Origin of the sequence: Pararobbsia alpina, assembly GCF_965118125.1 — a bacterium.
Taxonomy (GTDB): Bacteria; Pseudomonadota; Gammaproteobacteria; order Burkholderiales; family Burkholderiaceae; genus Pararobbsia; species Pararobbsia alpina_A.
On the sequence record NZ_OZ221287.1, the window covers coordinates 2,151,830 to 2,171,044 of the forward strand.

At 62.3% G+C, this 19,215-nt stretch carries 12 protein-coding genes; 8 read left to right on the forward strand and 4 right to left on the reverse strand.

What is annotated here, in order from left to right; translation table 11 throughout:
- Nucleotides 1-226: 226 nt before the first annotated feature.
- From rimP to truB, 5 genes are all read left to right on the forward strand, one after another.
- Nucleotides 227-685, forward strand: a complete 459-nt coding sequence (rimP, locus tag ACMFWR_RS09425) for a ribosome maturation factor RimP (RefSeq protein ID WP_413194838.1) — start codon at nucleotides 227-229, stop codon at nucleotides 683-685.
- Complete coding sequence (gene nusA, locus ACMFWR_RS09430; protein WP_413191418.1) at nucleotides 682-2,154, forward strand: transcription termination factor NusA; 1,473 nt, start codon at nucleotides 682-684, stop codon at nucleotides 2,152-2,154. The genes rimP and nusA overlap by 4 nt, the downstream gene beginning before the upstream one ends.
- Nucleotides 2,155-2,234: 80 nt before the next feature.
- A complete protein-coding gene (infB, locus tag ACMFWR_RS09435; protein WP_413191419.1) occupies nucleotides 2,235-5,198 on the forward strand; it encodes a translation initiation factor IF-2 in 2,964 nt (987 codons plus the stop codon).
- Nucleotides 5,199-5,437: 239 nt separating this feature from the next.
- Complete coding sequence (rbfA, locus tag ACMFWR_RS09440; protein WP_413191420.1) at nucleotides 5,438-5,818, forward strand: 30S ribosome-binding factor RbfA; 381 nt, start codon at nucleotides 5,438-5,440, stop codon at nucleotides 5,816-5,818.
- Nucleotides 5,819-5,825: 7 nt separating this feature from the next.
- Nucleotides 5,826-6,749, forward strand: a complete 924-nt coding sequence (gene truB, locus ACMFWR_RS09445) for a tRNA pseudouridine(55) synthase TruB (protein WP_413191421.1) — start codon at nucleotides 5,826-5,828, stop codon at nucleotides 6,747-6,749.
- A 248-nt stretch (nucleotides 6,750-6,997) separates the two neighbouring features.
- Here the strand turns inward: truB and ACMFWR_RS09450 are convergent, their stop codons facing one another.
- From ACMFWR_RS09450 to ACMFWR_RS09465, 4 genes are all read right to left on the reverse strand, one after another.
- Complete coding sequence (locus ACMFWR_RS09450) at nucleotides 6,998-8,554, reverse strand: DHA2 family efflux MFS transporter permease subunit (RefSeq protein WP_413191422.1); 1,557 nt, start codon at nucleotides 8,552-8,554, stop codon at nucleotides 6,998-7,000.
- A 161-nt stretch (nucleotides 8,555-8,715) separates the two neighbouring features.
- Nucleotides 8,716-9,897: an HlyD family secretion protein gene (locus ACMFWR_RS09455; RefSeq protein WP_413191423.1), complete on the reverse strand. Its 1,182-nt coding sequence runs from the start codon at nucleotides 9,895-9,897 to the stop codon at nucleotides 8,716-8,718.
- A 118-nt stretch (nucleotides 9,898-10,015) separates the two neighbouring features.
- Complete coding sequence (locus ACMFWR_RS09460) at nucleotides 10,016-11,620, reverse strand: efflux transporter outer membrane subunit (RefSeq protein ID WP_413191424.1); 1,605 nt, start codon at nucleotides 11,618-11,620, stop codon at nucleotides 10,016-10,018.
- Nucleotides 11,621-11,927: 307 nt separating this feature from the next.
- Entirely contained in the window at nucleotides 11,928-12,398 is a 471-nt protein-coding gene (locus tag ACMFWR_RS09465) for a MarR family winged helix-turn-helix transcriptional regulator (RefSeq protein ID WP_413191425.1), read from the reverse strand.
- A 281-nt stretch (nucleotides 12,399-12,679) separates the two neighbouring features.
- Here ACMFWR_RS09465 and typA point away from each other — a divergent pair, with 281 nt between their 5' ends.
- From typA to odhB, 3 genes are all read left to right on the forward strand, one after another.
- Nucleotides 12,680-14,506, forward strand: coding sequence for a translational GTPase TypA (gene typA / locus ACMFWR_RS09470; RefSeq protein WP_413191426.1), 1,827 nt, complete (start codon nucleotides 12,680-12,682; stop codon nucleotides 14,504-14,506).
- A gap of 465 nt (nucleotides 14,507-14,971) precedes the next feature.
- Nucleotides 14,972-17,827 (forward strand): 2-oxoglutarate dehydrogenase E1 component, encoded by a 2,856-nt coding sequence (locus ACMFWR_RS09475; RefSeq protein ID WP_413191427.1) that lies wholly within the window; start codon nucleotides 14,972-14,974, stop codon nucleotides 17,825-17,827.
- Nucleotides 17,828-17,919: 92 nt separating this feature from the next.
- Nucleotides 17,920-19,194: a 2-oxoglutarate dehydrogenase complex dihydrolipoyllysine-residue succinyltransferase gene (odhB, locus tag ACMFWR_RS09480; protein ID WP_413191428.1), complete on the forward strand. Its 1,275-nt coding sequence runs from the start codon at nucleotides 17,920-17,922 to the stop codon at nucleotides 19,192-19,194.
- The last annotated feature ends 21 nt before the right edge of the window (nucleotides 19,195-19,215 follow it).

Consider the following 19,215-nt stretch of genomic DNA (forward strand, 5'->3'; position numbering starts at 1 on the left):
ATTTATCAAAGCGCGTTCGCGCTGCCCAACGAGCGACCACCGGCAAGAGATGATGGGCGTTACGCCCATTTTTTTTTGCCGAAACGGTTTAGCACGACATCCTTTCGCTGGCTCGCGGGCCGGTTGCTGGCGCAGCCAAGCGAACGGGCAGCGAGGCGACCGGAACACGAATGACAGCCGGACGGGTTCACCACTCCGGGCTTACGCAACAACTCCTGGGGTAATGGTGCAACTGACCGAACTGATAGAAAGCACAGTGACTGGCCTCGGCTATGAACTGGTCGACTTCGAACGAACGGGGCGCGGACATTTCTGCGTGTTCATCGACCAGCCAGCCGGCATTGCAATTGAAGATTGCGAAAAGGTCACGCGCCAACTGCAACACGTTTTGACGGTCGAGAACATCGACTACGAACGTCTCGAGGTGTCGTCACCTGGCCTCGATCGTCCTCTCAAGAAGCTGGCGGATTTCACGCGCTTCGCAGGAAGCGAGGCGTCGGTGACGTTGAAAAAGCCGCTGAATGGCCGCAAACAGTACCGCGGTGTGCTGCATGCGCCGGAAGGCGAGACGATAGGACTGGAGTTTGAAGGAAAGGATGGCCCGGCCATGCTCGATTTCACACTGGCCGATATCGATAAGGCACGTCTTGTTCCGCACGTAGATTTTAGGAGCCGCAAACAATGAGTCGCGAAGTACTGATGCTGGTCGATGCGCTGGCGCGCGAGAAAAACGTCAATAAGGACGTCGTGTACGCCGCGCTCGAAGCCGCGCTGGCGTCGGCCACGAAGAAGCTTTACGACGATGCCGATATCCGCGTGCACATCGATCGCGAATCGGGGGAACACGAAACGTTCCGCCGCTGGCTGGTCGTGCCGGACGAGGCAGGTCTGCAAGAGCCCGATCAACAGATCCTTCTGTTCGAAGCGCGCGAAGACAATCCGGAGATCAACATCGGCGATTACGTCGAAGAACCGATCGCTTCGATCGAGTTCGGCCGGATCGGCGCGCAGGCGGCCAAGCAGGTGATCCTGCAGAAGGTGCGTGACGCGGAACGCGAGCAGATCCTCAACGACTTCCTCGAACGCGGCGAAAAGATCATGACCGGCACGGTCAAGCGTCTCGACAAGGGCAACCTCGTCGTCGAGTCGGGCCGCGTCGAAGCGCTGCTGCGCCGTGACCAGATGATCCCGAAGGAAAATCTGCGCGTCGGCGATCGCGCACGTGCGTACATCACGAAGGTCGATCGCACGGCCCGCGGCCCGCAGATCGAACTCTCGCGCACGGCGCCCGAGTTCCTGATGAAGCTGTTCGAATTCGAAGTGCCGGAAATCGAGCAGGGCCTGCTCGAGATCAAGTCGGCCGCTCGTGACCCGGGCGTGCGCGCCAAGATCGCAGTCGTCGCGTACGACAAGCGTATCGACCCGATCGGCACCTGCGTCGGCATTCGCGGTTCGCGCGTGCAGGCGGTCCGTAACGAACTCGGCGGCGAAAACGTCGACATCGTGTTGTGGTCGGAAGATCCGGCGCAGTTCGTGATCGGCGCGCTGGCTCCGGCGGCGGTTCAGTCGCTCGTGGTCGACGAAGAGAAGCATGCAATGGATGTGGTCGTCGACGAAAGCGAACTCGCGGTCGCGATCGGCCGCAGCGGTCAGAACGTGCGCCTCGCGAGCGAGCTGACCGGCTGGCAGATCAACATCATGACGCCGGACGAATCGGCTGCGAAGCAGAATCAGGAACGCAGCGTTTATCGCGATTTGTTCATTTCGCGTCTGGATGTCGATGAAGAAGTCGCCGACATCCTGATCGACGAAGGCTTTACGAGTCTCGAAGAGATTGCGTATGTGCCGCTCAACGAAATGCTTGAAATTGAGGCATTCGATGAGGAAACCGTTCACGAACTGCGTAACCGCGCGCGCGACGCGTTGTTGACGCAGGCCATCGCGAACGAGGAAAAGGTGGAGAATGTTGCCCTCGACTTGAAGAGCCTGGACGGCATTACCCCTGACCTGCTTACGAAACTTGCCGAGCACAAGGTCCAGACGCGCGACGATCTGGCCGAACTCGCAGTGGATGAGCTGGTTGAGATGACCGGAATGGATGATGAATCCGCCAAGGCGCTGATCATGAAGGCGCGCGAACACTGGTTTCAGTGAGATCAGTATGCGAGTCTAGAGATAGCGGTCGAGATTGTTTTAACCGCAGGGCCGTCGAGGTCCTGCCTGATGAGGTTTGAATGGCGAGCAACAACGTAGCCCAATTTGCCGCGGAACTTAAGATGCCGTCCGGTGTTCTGCTGGAACAACTGCAGGCGGCGGGTGTGCAGAAAGCGAGTGAAGCGGATGCCTTGTCCGAGGCGGACAAGGCGCGCCTGCTCGATCACCTGCGCCGTGCGCACGGCGGGGGCGAAGCAGACAAGCGCAAGATCACGCTGACGCGCCGGCAAACGTCGGAAATCAAGCAATCCGACGCGACGGGCAAGGCTCGCACGATTCAGGTCGAAGTACGCAAGAAGCGCACGTTCGTGAAGCGCGAAGATGGCGTCGAAGTGCCGGGCGCAAACGAGGCCGAAGAGGCTGCGGAAGCTGCTCGCCTGGCCGAGGAGGCGCAACGCGCCGAACAGCTCGAACGCGAGGCGCGCGAACTTCAGGCTCGTCAGGAACAACTCGCCCGCGAAGCGGAAGAGCGCCGCAAGTCCGAGGAAGCCGCTGCTGCCGAACGCCGCAAGGCCGAGGAAGAAGCCGCCCAGCGTGAAGCCGCCGAAGCCGCGGAGCGCGCAGCGCGCGCCGCCGCCGAGAAGGCCGCGGTGACTCAGGGCGCGGACGACCGCGAAGCACAGGCTCGCAAGGAAGCTGCCGACAAGGAAGCCGACGACAAGGCGAATGCCGCACGCGAAGCCAAGCGTGTCGAGGCCGAAAAGGCCGCGGCCGAAGCGAAGGCTGTTGCCGATCGCGCCCGTGCCGAGGAAGAGCAGATTCGCAAGCGCCGTGCGGCAGCTGAAGCCGAAGCACGCGCAATCCGCGAAATGATGAATACGCCGCGCAAGGCGAAGGTCGTCGAGCCGCCGAAGCCTGTCGAGGCGCCGGCGCCTGCGGCAGCGCCTGCCGCCGCCGCGAAGTCGGCTGAAGCGAAGGGCACGCTGCACAAGCCCGCACGCCCCGAGGGCAGCGGATCGGCTCGTCCGGCAGCATCGGCGAAGAAGCCGGCTGCAGCTGCTGCGCAACCGGCCGCGCCGGGTAGCGCACCGGCTGGCGGTGCCGACAAGAAGCGCGGTCCCGGCGCGAAGCCGGGTGGCTGGCAAGACGACGCCTCGAAGCGCCGCGGCATCAAGACGCGCGGTGATTCGAGCGGCGGTGTCGACCGCAACTGGCGTGGTGGCCCGCGTGGCCGCGGCAAGCATCAGGACGACCGTCCGCAATTCACGGCGCCGGAACCGATCGTGCGCGAAGTGCACGTGCCGGAGACGATTTCCGTCGCCGACCTGTCGCACAAGATGTCGGTCAAGGCTTCGGAAGTGATCAAGGTCATGATGAAGCTTGGCCAGATGGTCACGATCAACCAGGTGCTCGACCAGGAAACGGCGATGATCGTCGTGGAAGAGCTCGGTCACCGTGCCGTTGCCGCGAAGCTCGACGATCCGGAAGCGCTGCTGACGGAAGACATGGGCGGTGAAGCGCACGACGCGGAAGCGTTGCCGCGTCCGCCGGTCGTGACCGTCATGGGTCACGTCGACCACGGTAAGACGTCGCTGCTCGACTACATCCGCCGCGCGAAGGTTGCAGCGGGTGAAGCCGGCGGGATCACGCAGCATATCGGCGCATACCACGTCGAAACGCCGCGTGGCGTCGTGACGTTCCTCGATACGCCGGGTCACGAGGCCTTTACGGCCATGCGTGCCCGCGGTGCCCAGGCAACCGACGTGGTGATTCTGGTGGTGGCGGCTGACGACGGCGTGATGCCGCAGACGAAGGAAGCCATCGCCCACGCGAAGGCCGGCAATGTGCCGATCGTCGTGGCCATCAACAAGATGGACAAGCCCGACGCGAACGTCGAGCGCGTGAAGCAGGAACTCGTCGCCGAAGGCGTCGTGCCGGAAGAGTACGGTGGCGATGCGCCGTTCGTGCCTGTTTCGGCGAAGACCGGGATGGGCATCGACGATCTGCTCGAAAACGTGCTGCTTCAGGCCGAAGTGCTGGAACTCACGGCACCGGTCGACGCTGCGGCGAAGGGCCTCGTGATCGAAGCGAAGCTCGACAAGGGCAAGGGTCCGGTCGCTACGGTGCTCGTCCAGTCGGGTACGCTCAAGCGCGGCGACATGGTGCTCGCGGGCACGGCTTATGGTCGTGTGCGTGCAATGCTCGATGAAAACGGCAAGCCGACGAAGGAAGCCGGCCCGTCGATCCCGGTCGAAATCCAGGGTCTGTCGGAAGTGCCGAACGCAGGCGAAGAAGTCATCGTGCTGCCGGACGAGCGCAAGGCGCGTGAAATCGCATTGTTCCGTCAGGGCAAGTTCCGCGACGTCAAGCTGGCCAAGCAGCAGGCCGCGAAGCTCGAGAACTTCATGGACTCGATGACGGAAGGCGAAGTCCAGTACCTGCCGTTGATCGTGAAGGCCGACGTTCAGGGTTCGCAGGAAGCCCTGGTGCATGCGCTGACCAAGCTGTCGACGAGCGAAGTGCGTGTGCAGATCGTGCATGCGGCGGTCGGTGGCATCAGCGAATCGGACGTCAACCTCGCGACGGCGTCGAAGGCGGTCATCATCGGCTTCAATACGCGTGCGGATGCATTGGCTCGCAAGCTGGCCGAATCGAACGGCGTCGACATCCGCTACTACAACATCATCTATGACGCTGTGGATGAGGTGAAGGCGGCTATGTCGGGCATGCTGGCGCCCGAGAAGAAGGAAGTCATCACGGGCCTCGTCGAAGTCCGTCAGGTCTTCAAGGTGCCGAAGATCGGCGCAGTGGCCGGTTGTATGGTGCTCGACGGTATCGTCAAGCGTTCTTCGTCGGTGCGTGTGCTGCGCAACAACGTCGTCATCCATACGGGCGAACTCGATTCGCTCAAGCGTTTCAAGGACGACGTCAAGGAAGTCAAGCAAGGCTTCGAGTGCGGTATGTCGGTGAAGAACTTCAACGACATCGTCGAAGGCGACCAGTTCGAAGTCTTCGAAGTCACGGAAGTCGCGCGGACGCTGTAAGCCGCGTCGGACCGCAGCGCACAACGTGCGAAGCGGTCCGTTTGCAGTCCCATTGATGCCCGGAGCGGCCGCCGATGCGTGGCACGTTCCGTGGAGAGTTCGGCGGCTCAGGCCGCCGAATTCATTTGAGCTATACGTGCAATACGGTGATCGTCCGGCGAAGCCCGGAAGCCGCCAGGCGCCCTGTCAGGCGCCATGTGCCGGCAAGCAGCGGCAACCGCATTGGACAGGAGTCTGTGATGCCAAGAAAAAGTGCCACCCCCAATCGCAATGTGCGAATTGCCGATCAGATCCAGCGCGATCTGTCGGAGCTGATCGCGCGCGAGGTCAAAGACCCGCGTATCGGTCTTGTGACGATTCAGAGCGTCGAGCTCACGCCCGACTATGCTCACGCAAAGATCTTCTTTACGACGCTGACGGGCGACCCGAAGGCGACGCAAGTCGCGTTGAATCACGCCGCAGGTCATTTGCATAATCTGTTGTTCAAACGCTTGCATATCCATACGGTGCCGACGTTGCACTTCATCTACGACCAGACGGTCGAGCGTGCGGTCGAGATGTCGCGACTGATCGACGAAGCCAACGCGACGCGCGCCAAGGATGACGACGCTGCTGAATAACGCCTCGATGAACGCTCCAAAGAAGACCCCGCGCCGTCTGCTTGACGGCGTTTTGCTATTGGACAAGCCCCTGGGTTTGTCGAGCAACGATGCGCTGATGCGCGCCAAGCGGCTGTTCAGCGCAAAGAAAGCCGGCCACACGGGCACGCTTGATCCGCTCGCGACGGGCTTGCTACCACTGTGTTTTGGTGAGGCGACCAAGTTCTCGCAGGACTTGCTTGAAGCCGACAAGACCTATGAAGCGACGTTGAAACTCGGCGAACGCACGACGACGGGCGATGCGGAAGGCGAGGTCACCGACCGTCGCGACGTGACGTGCACCGCGCACGATGTGGCCGCGAGTCTCGACGGTTTTCGTGGCCTGATCCGACAAGTGCCGCCGATGTATTCGGCGCTCAAGCGCGACGGAAAGCCGCTCTACGAATACGCGCGTGCAGGCGAAACGCTTGAACGCGAGGCACGCGAAGTCACGATTCATCATCTTGAACTCATCGACTGCGCATTGCCGTTCGCGACGATTCGCGTCACGTGCAGCAAGGGCACCTACGTGCGCACGCTTGGTGAAGACATTGGCGAGGCGCTCGGCTGCGGTGCGCATCTGACGATGCTTCGGCGCACCGGCGTCGGAGCGTTGACGCTGGATGGCGCGGTCACGCTCGAGCAGATCGATGCATCGCCGCTCGAATCGCGCGACGCGTTGCTCGCACCAGTAGATGCACTGCTGTCCACGTTCAAGCGCGTCGATCTCGATGCGGAGCAGACGAAACGATTTCTCCATGGGCAAAAGCTTCGCGTTGGAGAGCGCGTCGCAGGAGCGCCTGAGCGCGTGCGTGTGTATGCGCATGACGCGCGATTGCTCGGCACGGCGCAACTACTCGAAGGTGTGATCGCACCGGAGCGTGTGATTGCCTCGTCGTCCGAGTCGGCCTAAGGACGCATGCACGAAGACCGGAGGAACCGTCGTTAAGGTGGTCTTCCGTCCAAGGACCAAGGACCAAGGACTAAGGACCAAGGACCAAGGACCAAGGACCAAGGACCAAGGACCAAGGACCAAGGTCTAAGGATTAAAGATTAAAGGCCAACGGTTCGAGGCTCACGAAGTCTGCCCCAAAACAAAAAGCGCCGGACGCTCAACGCGTCCGGCGCTTTTTCATTGCGCGCGTTCCCGACAGGAACCGATCAGTGCGCTGCCGATGCCGCTGCGGCCGAGTCCGGCGTCGAACGTTCAGGCTTCGTGATCCAGATCAGCGCGATCAGCGCGACGAAAATCGCAGACGACAGCCAGAACAGGTCATTGACCCCGAGCATGGCAGCCTGCTGCGATACCGAGTTGTTGAACATCAGATAGCCGAGCGAGTTGTCGCCATGCGACTGGAACATCTGCATGTTCTGCGTGAACACCGGATTATAGGCATTAGCCTGCTCAGTGAGTTGCGCATGATGCAGGGTCGAACGGCGATCCCATGCAGTGGTGAAGATCGATGAACCGATACCGCCGCACATGATCCGCACGAAGTTCGAGAGCCCCGATGCGGCCGCGATCTTGTTACCCGGCAGACCATTGAGCGTGATCGACACAAGCGGGATAAAGAAACCGGCCATCCCTATGCCTTGCAGCAGGGTCGGCATGACGAGCCAATACGTGTCGACGTTCGTCGTGTAGAGCGAACGAAGCCAGAACACCAGCGCGAAGATCAGGAACGATGCCGTGGCAATAAAGCGCGGATCGGTCTTCGGCAGGAACTTGCCCGTGAGCGGTGACAGCAGGATCGCGAACAACCCGACCGGCGCCATCACGAGACCGGCCTTGGTCGCCGTATAGGCGAGGGTGGTCTGCAGCCACAGCGGGATCAGCACGAGATTGCCGAAATACAGACCATAGCCGATCGAGAGCGCAATCGTGCCGCCGGTGAAATTCCGGCGCGTGAACAGGGACAGGTCGACGACCGGATGGTCCTCGGTCAATTCCCAGATCACGAAGAGGGCGAACGAGATCACCGAGATCAACGTCAACGCAACGATCGTCGTCGACGAGAACCAGTCGAGGTCCTTGCCCTTGTCGAGCATGACCTGCAGTGTCCCGACCCAGACGATCAGCAGGCTAAGCCCGATCGCGTCAATCGGTGCGTGATGCTTTGCCGACTCGCGCGTGCGAAACACCCACCAGCTTGCAAACGCCGCCAGGATCCCGACCGGGATATTGACGTAGAAGATCCACGGCCACGAGATGTTGTCCGAGATCCATCCACCGAGAATCGGCCCGCACACGGGCGCGACAAGCGTCGTCATCGCCCATAACGAGAGGGCCATCGGCGCTTTCGCGCGCGGATAGCTCGCGAGCAGCAGGGTTTGCGACAGCGGAATCATCGGTCCGGCAACGGCCCCTTGCAGGACGCGCGAGGCGAGCAGGAACCCGAGTGTCGGCGACAGGCCGCACATCCATGACGAGATCACGAACAGCACGATCGACCAGGTGAACAGCTTGACCTGTCCGATGCGCTGCGTGAGCCAGCCCGTGAGCGGCACCGAAATGGCGTTGGCCGCCGCGAACGACGTGATGACCCACGTGCCCTGGTCCGACGACACGCCGAGATCGCCCGAGATCGAAGGGATCGACACGTTGGCGATCGACGTATCGAGCACGTTCATGAACACCGCGAGCGACACGGCAATCGTGCCGATCACGAGCTGCCCGCCTGTGAGCGGGCCGTGCTCGATATGTTTGGCTTCCGCCATCTTGCTGCCTCTGAATGACTGCGTGTCTACGTAACTACGGAACTGCAAGCCTGTGAGCGTTCGTCATGCCGCGACACCGCGACACCGCGACACCGCGACACCGCGACACCGCGACACCGCGACACCGCGACACCGCGACACCGCGATGTCGCTCAAGGCTTTTACTTCGTCGCGAGCGACGTCGAACCCGTGTTTTCAGCAATGATGCGAGCGATCTCTTGATCCGCCTGCTCGCCGTACTTCGCGAACACGTCCGTCTCGTAGACCGTGTTCTTCGCGTTGCCGAGCTGGCTGCCGTTCGAACCCTTCACATCCACATTGACCTGCATCGACAGGCCGATGCGCAGCGGATGCGCTTCGAGTTCCTTCGGATCGAGTTCAATACGCACCGGCAGGCGCTGTACGACCTTGATCCAGTTACCCGTCGCGTTCTGCGCGGGCAGCAGCGAGAACGCGCTGCCGGTACCTGCCGAGAAGCCGACCACCTTGCCGTGGTACACAACCGACGAGCCATACACGTCAGCCGTCAGTTCGGCGGGCTGGCCGATACGCATGTTCTTGAGCTGGACTTCCTTGAAGTTCGCATCGACCCAGACACCGTTGAGCGGCACGACGGCCATCAGCGGCGTGCCCGGCGAGACGCGCTGGCCCACTTGAACCGAGCGCTTCGCAACGTAGCCCGTGACCGGCGCCGGCAGCGTGTTGCGTGCGAAGTTCAGATAGGCGTCACGCACCTTCGACGCAGCGGCCATCACGTTCGGGTGGCCGGCGATCGTCGTACGCTCCGTCAGCGCACGGTTCGATGCGAGGTTCTGTTCCGACGCGATCAGCGCGGCTTGCGCAACCTTCACCGAGTCCTTCGCGTGCGAAATTTCTTCGAGCGAGACGGCGCCGGTCTGCGCCACAGCCAGGCGGCGCTTGAGGTCGTCCTGCGCGCGCGCGAGGTCGGCCTGGCGTTGTTGAACGTCGGCCTGATACGCGTTGTTGTTCACGTAAAGTGTGCGCACCTGACGCACAGTTTGCGCGAGCGTGGCTTCCGCGTTCTGCAGTGCGATCTTCGAGTCCGCCGCGTCAAGCACGACGACCGGCTGACCGATCTGCACGGTCTGCGTGTCGTCCGCGTTGACGGCGACCACCGTGCCGACGACTTGCGGGGTGATCTGCACGACGTTGCCGTTCACATAGGCGTCATCGGTGTCTTCGTGATAGCGCGCATACGTGAAGTAGTAAAAGCCGTAGCCGACAGCCGCGATCAGGATGACCAGCGCCAGCAGCAGCATCATGCGAGCGCGCTTGCCGCTCTTCGGTTGTTCGGCCGGTGCCGCGCCTTGGGGGGTGCTCATGGTTTGCTCCGTACTCTCTGATCTCGTGCCTGAATCTCAGTAAGAGATTCACTCGTAATGGTGGTATGCCCGGGTTCGGTCGCTCGATGCGCCGATGTTGTATTCAGGGGCGTTCGCGTTAGTTATTCGATGCCTGGGACGGCGGTGTCGCTGCAGCGGCTGCCGATGCAGCGCCCGGGGCCGAGGCGCCTGCGGCACCTTCAGTACCCGGAATGCCGGCTGCGTCATCCGAACCCTTGACCGCGCCCGCGAGCGGCGGATTGAGTCCTTCTTCCTGCGCATCGAAGCCGCCGCCGAGCGCCTTGATCAGCGCGATCTGTTGCGAGCGCCGGTTCATTTTCAGGGCGACGACGCCTTGCTCCTGCGCAAGCAGGTTTTCGTCGGCGTTGAGCACCTGAAGCTGCGGCGACAGGCCGGCCTTGTAGCGGATGACCGCGAGTTCGTACGCATGGCGTTGCGCGTCATACGCGGCTTCGGCGTCGACGAGCTGCTTCTCGGTCGAATGAATCGACGCGATCTGCGTCGCCACATCGTTGAGCGCATTGACGAGCGTCTGGTTGTACTCGGCAACAGCCAGATCGAAGTCCGCGTACTTGCCCTTGAGGTTGGCACGCAGCGCGCCACCGGCAAAGATCGGGATATTGATCGCCGGGCCGACCTGGAACTGCCGGCTGCCGAATTGCAGGAATTTCGCCCAGCCGAACCCGTCGAAGCCCGCGAAACCGGCGAGATTCACGTCAGGCAGAAACTCAGCCTTGGCCGATTTGATGTCGTGCTGGTTCGCATCGATCGTCCAGCGCGCGGCGACGAGGTCGGGCCGGCGCGACAGCAGATTCGCCGGCACGTTGTCGGGCATCGGCACATCGACGGTCGGATTCATTGTCGGCTTGGCGATCGACAGGCCGCGATCGGGGCCCTTGCCGAGCAGCGCGCCGAGCTGATAGCGCGTGGTGGTGATCTGACCTTCGAGTTGCGTGATCGATGCCTGGCTCGACGCGATATTGCCGTCCGACGTGCGACGTTCGACCTGGGTGTCAAGGCCGGCAGCGACGCGGCCGACCGTGATGCGGCCGACTTCGCGGCGCGACTCGGTTTCACGCTGGGCGACGTCGAGCAGCGCGTACTCGCGAGCGAGTTCGGTGTATGTCTGCGCGATCGAGGTCGCGAGCGTCAGGCGCACTTCCTGTGCGTCGGCTTCGGCGACTTTCTGCTGCGAGATCGAGGCAGCGGTCGCCTGACGGTTCTTGCCCCAGAGGTCGAGATCCCACGTGGCGTTGATCAGGGCGTTGTTCTCGCTGTACCACGTCCCGCCGTACGGCGGCGGGAACAGGCCGTTGCCTGAATAGAGCTCGCGGGTCCACGAATACTTGCCGCTGATGACGGGCATCTCGGCCGCGCGTTCGCTCTGCACGTAGGCCGCGGCCTTTTCGAGGCGCGCCTTCGTTTCAGCGATCGTCGGGCTGTCGGTCAGGCCCTCGGCGATCAGCTGGCCGAGTTGCGCGTCGCCGAACTGATCGGCCCAGCTTGCATCCGGCCACTTGCCGCCTTGCGCCGGGATGCTCAGATGCGCGTCGAGCTGATTGACATCCGTCGTCGTCTTGTCGCTACCGATGCCGCGCCAGCCGGCGCAGCCGGAGAGCGATACGGCAAGCGCGAGCGCGGCGGCTGACGCAATCGCCCGCTGCCGGGGCAGGCGGGTGGAAAGAGGGAGAAAAGCACTCATTGCCTGACTCAAGTTAATCCTTCAATAGATCGGTGCAACAGGGCCGGCACGCCGATCGACGCCGATTGATGAACGCAGGGCACGGTCCGGACCGGGTGAATCGGTTCGAACGCGGCGCCCGCACGCGTGCAGCGGCGGCGATCAGGCGATGAAACGGCAACGATACGGCGACGACGGTACGGCGATAAAGACGGTAAGGCGATAATTCTGTGTTCTGCGATTTCGGCCCGACCGGGGCCGGAATCCAGCGGAATGCGCTGCGTTCGGCCCGGTATCAGCCTGGATTCAGCCCGGCATCGAACCCGTTTCAGACCGGGTCATTCGAATTGGTCTGCATCCGCTTGAGCATGCTTCTGAGCAAACTGACTTCGTCGGGGGCGAATCCCCGCAACAACCGGTCGACGACTTCTTCATAGATCGCGGGCATCCGCTCCGCGAACTCGCTGCCTTGCTCGGTCAACCTGAGCTTGACGACACGCCGGTCGTCCTGGCTGCGCACCCGTACAAGCAGGCCGCGTTTTTCGAGCCGGTCGAGCAGGCGGGTCACCGCGCTTGCATCAATGCCGTACTGTCGGGCGAGTTCGGCGGCGGCGAGGCACTGGCCGCTTGCCAGCATCGAGAGCATCGACGCCTGGGTCGCGGTCACGCCGAGTTCCTGCATCGTGTGCTGAGTCACGGCGTTCCAGAGGTTCGAACGCACCCGCGCGAGCAGGTAGCCGATGCTGTCCTCCATGCGGGCGGCGAATTCGGCGGATGTCGGCGGCGTCAACTCGTGCATGTAGTGTTTTAAGTGCGACTGCAATATTTGTCTAGGCAGAAGTGTAGGCGAGCTTGATTGACGCGGCAAGTATCTCCCTGGCAGCAAAATGACATTTGCGTCACACTTACCGGTTACCTCTTCTATAAGCAGACAAGCTTTCGACTTATCTCCGTGCTAGAATTACGGGTTTTCGATAGTCGAAAAAGGCCTAACGCACGACTTGCGCTGAATCGCATCTGACCGCAATCCCTGCCGATACAGCCCATCCCTTCGTCCGTTCGGCCTGCTGCCCCCTCTATATGACCCGCGCTCTACGCAACATCGCCATCATTGCCCACGTCGACCACGGCAAGACCACACTCGTCGACCAATTGCTCCGCCAGTCGGGCACCTTCCGTGACAACCAGGCGGTTGCCGAACGGGTCATGGACTCGAACGACATCGAAAAGGAACGTGGCATCACGATCCTTGCGAAGAACTGCGCTGTCGAGTACGAAGGCACCCACATCAACATCGTCGACACCCCGGGCCACGCCGACTTCGGCGGTGAGGTCGAGCGCGTGCTGTCGATGGTCGACTCGGTGCTGCTGCTCGTCGACGCCGTCGAAGGCCCGATGCCGCAGACGCGCTTCGTGACGCGCAAGGCGCTCGCGCTCGGCCTGAAGCCGATCGTGGTCGTCAACAAGATCGACCGTCCGGGCGCGCGTCCGGACTGGGTGATCAATCAGACGTTTGATCTGATGGACAAGCTCGGCGCCACCGACGAACAGCTCGATTTCCCGGTTGTCTACGCGTCGGCGCTCAACGGCTACGCCAGCCTGAATTCGGAAGACCGCGAAGGCACGATGCGCCCGCTTTTCGAGTCCATCCTCGAAAACGTGCCCGTGCGTGACGCTGACCCGGAAGGCCCGCTGCAACTCCAGATCACCTCGCTCGACTACTCGCAGTACGTCGGTCGTATCGGCGTGGGCCGTATCCGTCGTGGCCGCATCAAGCCCGGCATGCCGGTTGTGATGCAGTACGGCCCGGAAGGCGAGATCCAGAACCGCAAGATCAACCAGGTCCTGACGTTCCAGGGCCTTGATCGCCAGCAGGTCGAATCGGCTGAAGCCGGCGATATCGTGCTGATCAACGGGATTGAAGACATCGGCATCGGCGTCACGATCTGCTCGCCGGAAGCGCCTGAAGCGCTGCCGCGCATCACCGTCGACGAACCGACGATCACGATGAACTTCCTCGTGAACTCGTCGCCGCTCGCCGGCAAGGAAGGCAAGTTCGTCACGAGCCGCCAGATTCGCGACCGTCTGAATCGCGAACTCAACCACAACGTGGCGTTGCGTGTGCGCGACACTGGCGATGAAACCGTGTTCGAAGTGTCGGGCCGCGGTGAGCTTCACCTGACGATCCTGATCGAAAACATGCGCCGCGAGGGCTATGAGCTCGCCGTGTCGCGTCCGCGTGTGGTGACGCGCGAAATCGACGGCGTGCGCAGCGAGCCGTACGAACTGCTGACGGTCGACCTCGAAGACGGCCATCAGGGCGCGGTCATGGAAGAACTCGGCCGCCGCAAGGGCGAACTGCTCGATATGGCGTCGGACGGCCGTGGCCGTACGCGTCTCGAATACCGCATCCCGGCACGTGGCCTGATCGGCTTCCAGGGCGAATTCCTGACGCTGACGCGCGGCACGGGCCTCGCGAGCCATATTTTCGACTCGTACGCCCCGATCAAGGACGGCAGCATCGGCGAACGTCGTAACGGCGTGCTGATTTCGCAGGATGACGGCGCCGCGGTGGCATACGCCCTCTGGAAGCTTCAGGATCGCGGCCGCATGTTCGTGGTGCCGGGCGATGCGCTGTACGAAGGCATGATCATCGGTATTCACAGCCGCGATAACGACCTCGTCGTGAACCCGATCAAGGGCAAGCAGCTGACCAACGTCCGCGCGTCGGGTACCGACGAAGCGGTTCGCCTGGTGCCGCCGATCCAGATGTCGCTGGAATACGCAGTGGAATTTATCGATGACGACGAGCTCGTCGAGGTCACGCCGAAGACGATTCGTCTGCGCAAGCGTTTCCTGAAGGAGCACGAACGTCGCAAGGCCAGCCGTGAGGCGGTCACCGACTAAGTCAGTCAGATGGGCCGTACGAGAGGATCGTGCGGCCCATTTTTTTTGTTTCCGCGGTGCACGGCCCGGTGGGGGTGTGCGTTGCAGAAATTGCAGTTGTCGCAATATAGGCAGTAAAGAAGTCGCTTTTTGAGCCGTAAATGCAGTCAGCGCGGATCGAAGTGGCGAGATTGAACGGTGTAAGGCGTGTCATACGTGCGCCGTACACAAGCCAGACGTGACGCCCGGAACACGTGCAGAGCCGGGCGAAAGCCCCGCCAGACAAGGCGGGGCGAGGCACAAGGCTTGTGTCCGGCCCTGCGTCGACTATGCTTACGTGATATTCTCGCCGCGTAGTGAAGCATTGTTTTCTGGTCCTTCCTGCACAACTTGATGTTTGCGCATCCGCTAATCGGTCAGGCCGTGTCGCGGAAGGTTGAGTAACCACGCGTTTCTCGAGAAACTCGAAGAAAGGTGAGCGTCAAAATGATGAAAGAATCCCAGTCGAACTCTTATCTGTTCGGCGGCAATGCTCCGTACGTTGAAGAACTGTACGAGGCGTATCTCGACAACCCGGCTTCGGTGCCCGACAACTGGCGCGAGTATTTCGACGCGCTCCAGAACGTGCCCGCAGTCGACGGCTCGGCCGCCAACGACGTGGCCCACGCGCCGATCGTCGAATCCTTTGCGCAACGCGCGCGCTCCAACACCTTCCTGCCCCGTGCCGGTGCGACCGAGATGTCGACCGCGCGCAAGCAGGTGTTCGTCCAGTCGCTGATCGATGCCTATCGCTTCCTCGGCGCACGCTGGGCGAATCTCGATCCGCTCAAGCGTCAGGAACGTCCGCAGATTCCGGAACTGGAACCGGCGTTCTACGACTTCACCGAAGCCGACATGGACCAGGTGTTCGACGCGAGCAACCTGTATTTCGGCTTCCAGCAAGCCACGCTGCGCGAAATCATCAAGGCGCTGCGCGACACGTATTGCGGCACGATCGGCGCCGAATACGCGTACATCTCGGATCCCGAGCAAAAGCGCTGGTGGAAGGAGCGTCTCGAATCGACGCGCGCGACCCCGACGTTCTCGGCCGAAAAGAAGAAGCACATCCTCGAGCGCCTGACGGCTGCTGAGGGTCTCGAACGCTACCTGCATACGCGCTACGTCGGCCAGAAGCGCTTCTCGCTCGAAGGCGGCGAAAGCTTTATCGCGGCGATGGACGAACTCGTACACCACGCAGGCGCGAAGGGCGTTCAGGAAATCGTGATCGGCATGGCCCACCGCGGCCGTCTGAATGTGCTCGTCAACACGCTGGGCAAGATGCCGTCGGACCTGTTTGCGGAATTCGAAGGCAAGCACGTCGACGATCTGCCGGCTGGCGACGTCAAGTATCACAAGGGCTTCTCGTCGGATATCTCGACGAGCGGCGGCCCGGTTCACCTCTCGCTCGCGTTCAACCCGTCGCACCTTGAAATCGTCAACCCGGTGGTTGAAGGTTCGGCCAAGGCACGGATGGAACGCCGCGGCGACGAGCAGGGGCTGCAAGTGCTGCCGGTGCAGGTCCACGGCGACGCCGCCTTCGCAGGCCAGGGCGTCGTGATGGAAACGCTGAACCTCGCGCAAACGCGCGGCTACGGCACGCACGGCACGGTTCACGTCGTCATCAACAACCAGATCGGTTTCACGACGTCGGATCCGCGCGACTCGCGCTCGACGCTGTACTGCTCGGACGTCGTCAAGATGATCGAAGCGCCGGTGCTGCACGTGAACGGCGACGATCCGGAAGCGGTCGTGCTGGCCATGCAGCTCGCACTCGATTTCCGTCAGGAATTCCACAAGGATGTCGTTGTCGACATCGTCTGCTTCCGCAAGCTCGGCCACAACGAGCAGGACACGCCGGCGGTCACGCAGCCGCTGATGTACAAGACGATCGGCAAGCATCCGGGCACGCGCGCGCTGTATGCCGAACGCCTGGTTGCCCAGGGCGTGGTCACGGCAGATGACGCCGAAGCGTATTCGAAGCAGTTCCGCAAGGCGATGGACGAAGGTCATCACACGATCGACCCGGTGCTCTCGAACTACAAGAGCAAGTACGCGGTGGACTGGGTGCCGTTCCTGAACCGCAAGTGGACGGATGCTGCCGATACGGCGGTGCCGCTCGCTGAACTCAAGCGTCTGGCCGAGCGTCTCACGACGTACCCCGAAAACTTCAAGGTCCATCCGCTCGTCGAACGCGTGATCAACGATCGCCGCGCGATGGGCCGTGGTGAAACGCCGCTCGACTGGGGCATGGGCGAAGCGCTCGCGTATGCATCGCTCGTCGCATCGGGCTATGCAGTGCGCCTGACCGGCCAGGACAGCGGCCGCGGCACGTTCACGCACCGCCATGCCGTGCTGCACGACCAGAATCGCGAACGCTGGAACGACGGCACGTACATCCCGCTGCAAAACGTCGCGGACGGCCAGGCCAAGTTCACGGTCATCGACTCGGTGTTGTCGGAAGAAGCCGTGCTCGGCTTCGAATATGGTTACTCGAGCGCCGAACCGAACACGTTCGTCGCATGGGAAGCGCAGTTCGGCGACTTCGTGAACGGCGCACAGGTCGTGATCGACCAGTTCATTTCGTCGGGTGAAGTCAAGTGGGGCCGCGCATCGGGTCTGACGATGCTGCTGCCGCACGGTTACGAAGGCCAGGGCCCGGAACACTCGTCGGCACGTATCGAACGTTTCCTCCAGCTCTGCGCGGACCACAACATGCAGGTCGTCCAGCCGACGACGCCGGCTCAGGTGTTCCACTTGCTGCGCCGTCAGATGATCCGCCTGTTCCGCAAGCCGCTGATCGTGTTCACACCGAAGTCGCTGCTGCGTCACAAGGAAGCGATCAGCGATCTGTCGGAACTCGCGAAGGGCAGCTTCCATCCGGTGCTCGGCGAAACCGACGACACGATCGACGCGAAGAAGGTCAAGCGCATGCTCGTCTGCTCGGGCCGCGTGTATTTCGACCTCATCGCGCATCGCCGCGAAGCGAAGATCAAGGATGTCGTGATCGTTCGCGTCGAGCAGCTCTATCCGTTCGGCCATAAGGCGTACGAAGCCGAACTCAAGAAGTACGAAAACCTGACCGAAGTCGTGTGGGTCCAGGACGAGCCGCAGAATCAGGGCCCGTGGTTCTACATCGAGCATCACCTGCTCGAAGGCCTGAAGGAAGGCCAGAAGCTTGCGTACAGCGGCCGTCCGGCATCGGCATCGCCGGCCGTCGGTTACTACGCGAAGCACTACGAGCAGCTGAAGGCGTTGATCGAAGGCGCATTCGGCCGTCTGAAGGGCGCAGTCACCACGAAATAACCGGGCGTTTCGACGTGCGGGGAGCGCGGCTCTCCGCACGGTGCGCAGACGCGCGCGCCTAGCTCACATAAAACAAGTTCAGGATCACAGAAATGGCAATCGTAGAAGTCAAAGTCCCGCAGCTGTCCGAATCGGTGTCCGAAGCGACCCTGCTGACGTGGAAGAAGCGCCCAGGCGACGCCGTCGCCCAGGATGAAATCCTGATCGAAGTCGAGACCGACAAGGTCGTGCTCGAAGTGCCGGCACCGGCTGCTGGCGTGATCGTCAAGCTCGACCAGGACGACGGCGCAACTGTGACGGCCGATCAGGTCATCGCATCGATCGACACCGAAGGCAAGGCCGGTACGGCGCCGTCGGAAGTCAAGGCAGCACCGGCTCCGGCCGCTGCGCCGGCACCGGCAGCCGCTCCCGCAGCCGCTGCACCCGCCGCATCGGCATCGTCGGGCAGCGTGGCTGCTCCGTCGGCCGCCAAGCTGATGGCCGAGAAGGGTCTGTCGGCTGGCGACGTGTCGGGCACGGGCCGCGACGGCCGCATCACGAAGGGTGACGTGCTCGCCGCAGGCAACAAGCCGGCCGCTCCGGCTGCTGCGCCCGCCGCTGCGAAGCCCGCACGCCCGGCACTGCCCCAGGTCTCCGCGCCGACCAAGGCTGCCGACTGGCTCAACGACCGTCCGGAACAACGCGTGCCGATGTCGCGCCTGCGCGCGCGTGTCGCCGAGCGTCTGCTCGAATCGCAAGCCACGAACGCGATCCTCACGACCTTCAATGAAGTCAACATGAAGCCCGTGATGGACCTGCGCGCGAAGTACAAGGACCAGTTCGAGAAGGAACATGGCGTGAAGCTCGGCTTCATGTCGTTCTTCGTGAAGGCCGCTGTGCACGCGCTGAAGAAGTACCCGGTCGTGAACGCGTCGGTTGACGGCACGGACATCGTCTATCACGGCTACTTCGACATCGGTATCGCCGTCGGTTCGCCGCGCGGTCTGGTGGTGCCGATCGTGCGCAATGCCGATCAGCTGAGCCTCGCCGACATCGAAAAGAAGATTGCCGAATTCGGCCAGAAGGCGAAGGACGGCAAGATCTCGCTCGAAGACCTGACGGGCGGCACGTTCTCGATCTCGAACGGCGGTACGTTCGGTTCGATGCTGTCGACGCCGATTATCAACCCGCCGCAATCGGCGATTCTGGGCGTGCACGCTACGAAGGACCGCGCTGTGGTCGAAAACGGCCAGGTCGTGGTTCGCCCGATGAATTACCTTGCCATGTCGTACGACCACCGGATCATCGATGGCCGTGAAGCCGTGCTCGCGCTGGTCGCGATGAAGGAAGCGCTCGAAGATCCGGCGCGCCTGCTGCTCGACCTGTAATCACTCGCGACGGATACGGAT

Coding starts and splice junctions, on each gene's coding strand:
- ACMFWR_RS09465 (WP_413191425.1), bottom strand. CDS start 12,398: ATGCACGAGTTGACGCCGCCGACATCCGCCGAATTCGCCGCCCGCATG.
- ACMFWR_RS09460 (WP_413191424.1), bottom strand. CDS start 11,620: ATGAGTGCTTTTCTCCCTCTTTCCACCCGCCTGCCCCGGCAGCGGGCG.
- nusA (WP_413191418.1), top strand. CDS start 682: ATGAGTCGCGAAGTACTGATGCTGGTCGATGCGCTGGCGCGCGAGAAA.
- ACMFWR_RS09455 (WP_413191423.1), bottom strand. CDS start 9,897: ATGAGCACCCCCCAAGGCGCGGCACCGGCCGAACAACCGAAGAGCGGC.
- odhB (WP_413191428.1), top strand. CDS start 17,920: ATGGCAATCGTAGAAGTCAAAGTCCCGCAGCTGTCCGAATCGGTGTCC.
- rbfA (WP_413191420.1), top strand. CDS start 5,438: ATGCCAAGAAAAAGTGCCACCCCCAATCGCAATGTGCGAATTGCCGAT.
- truB (WP_413191421.1), top strand. CDS start 5,826: ATGAACGCTCCAAAGAAGACCCCGCGCCGTCTGCTTGACGGCGTTTTG.
- infB (WP_413191419.1), top strand. CDS start 2,235: ATGGCGAGCAACAACGTAGCCCAATTTGCCGCGGAACTTAAGATGCCG.
- ACMFWR_RS09475 (WP_413191427.1), top strand. CDS start 14,972: ATGATGAAAGAATCCCAGTCGAACTCTTATCTGTTCGGCGGCAATGCT.
- typA (WP_413191426.1), top strand. CDS start 12,680: ATGACCCGCGCTCTACGCAACATCGCCATCATTGCCCACGTCGACCAC.
- ACMFWR_RS09450 (WP_413191422.1), bottom strand. CDS start 8,554: ATGGCGGAAGCCAAACATATCGAGCACGGCCCGCTCACAGGCGGGCAG.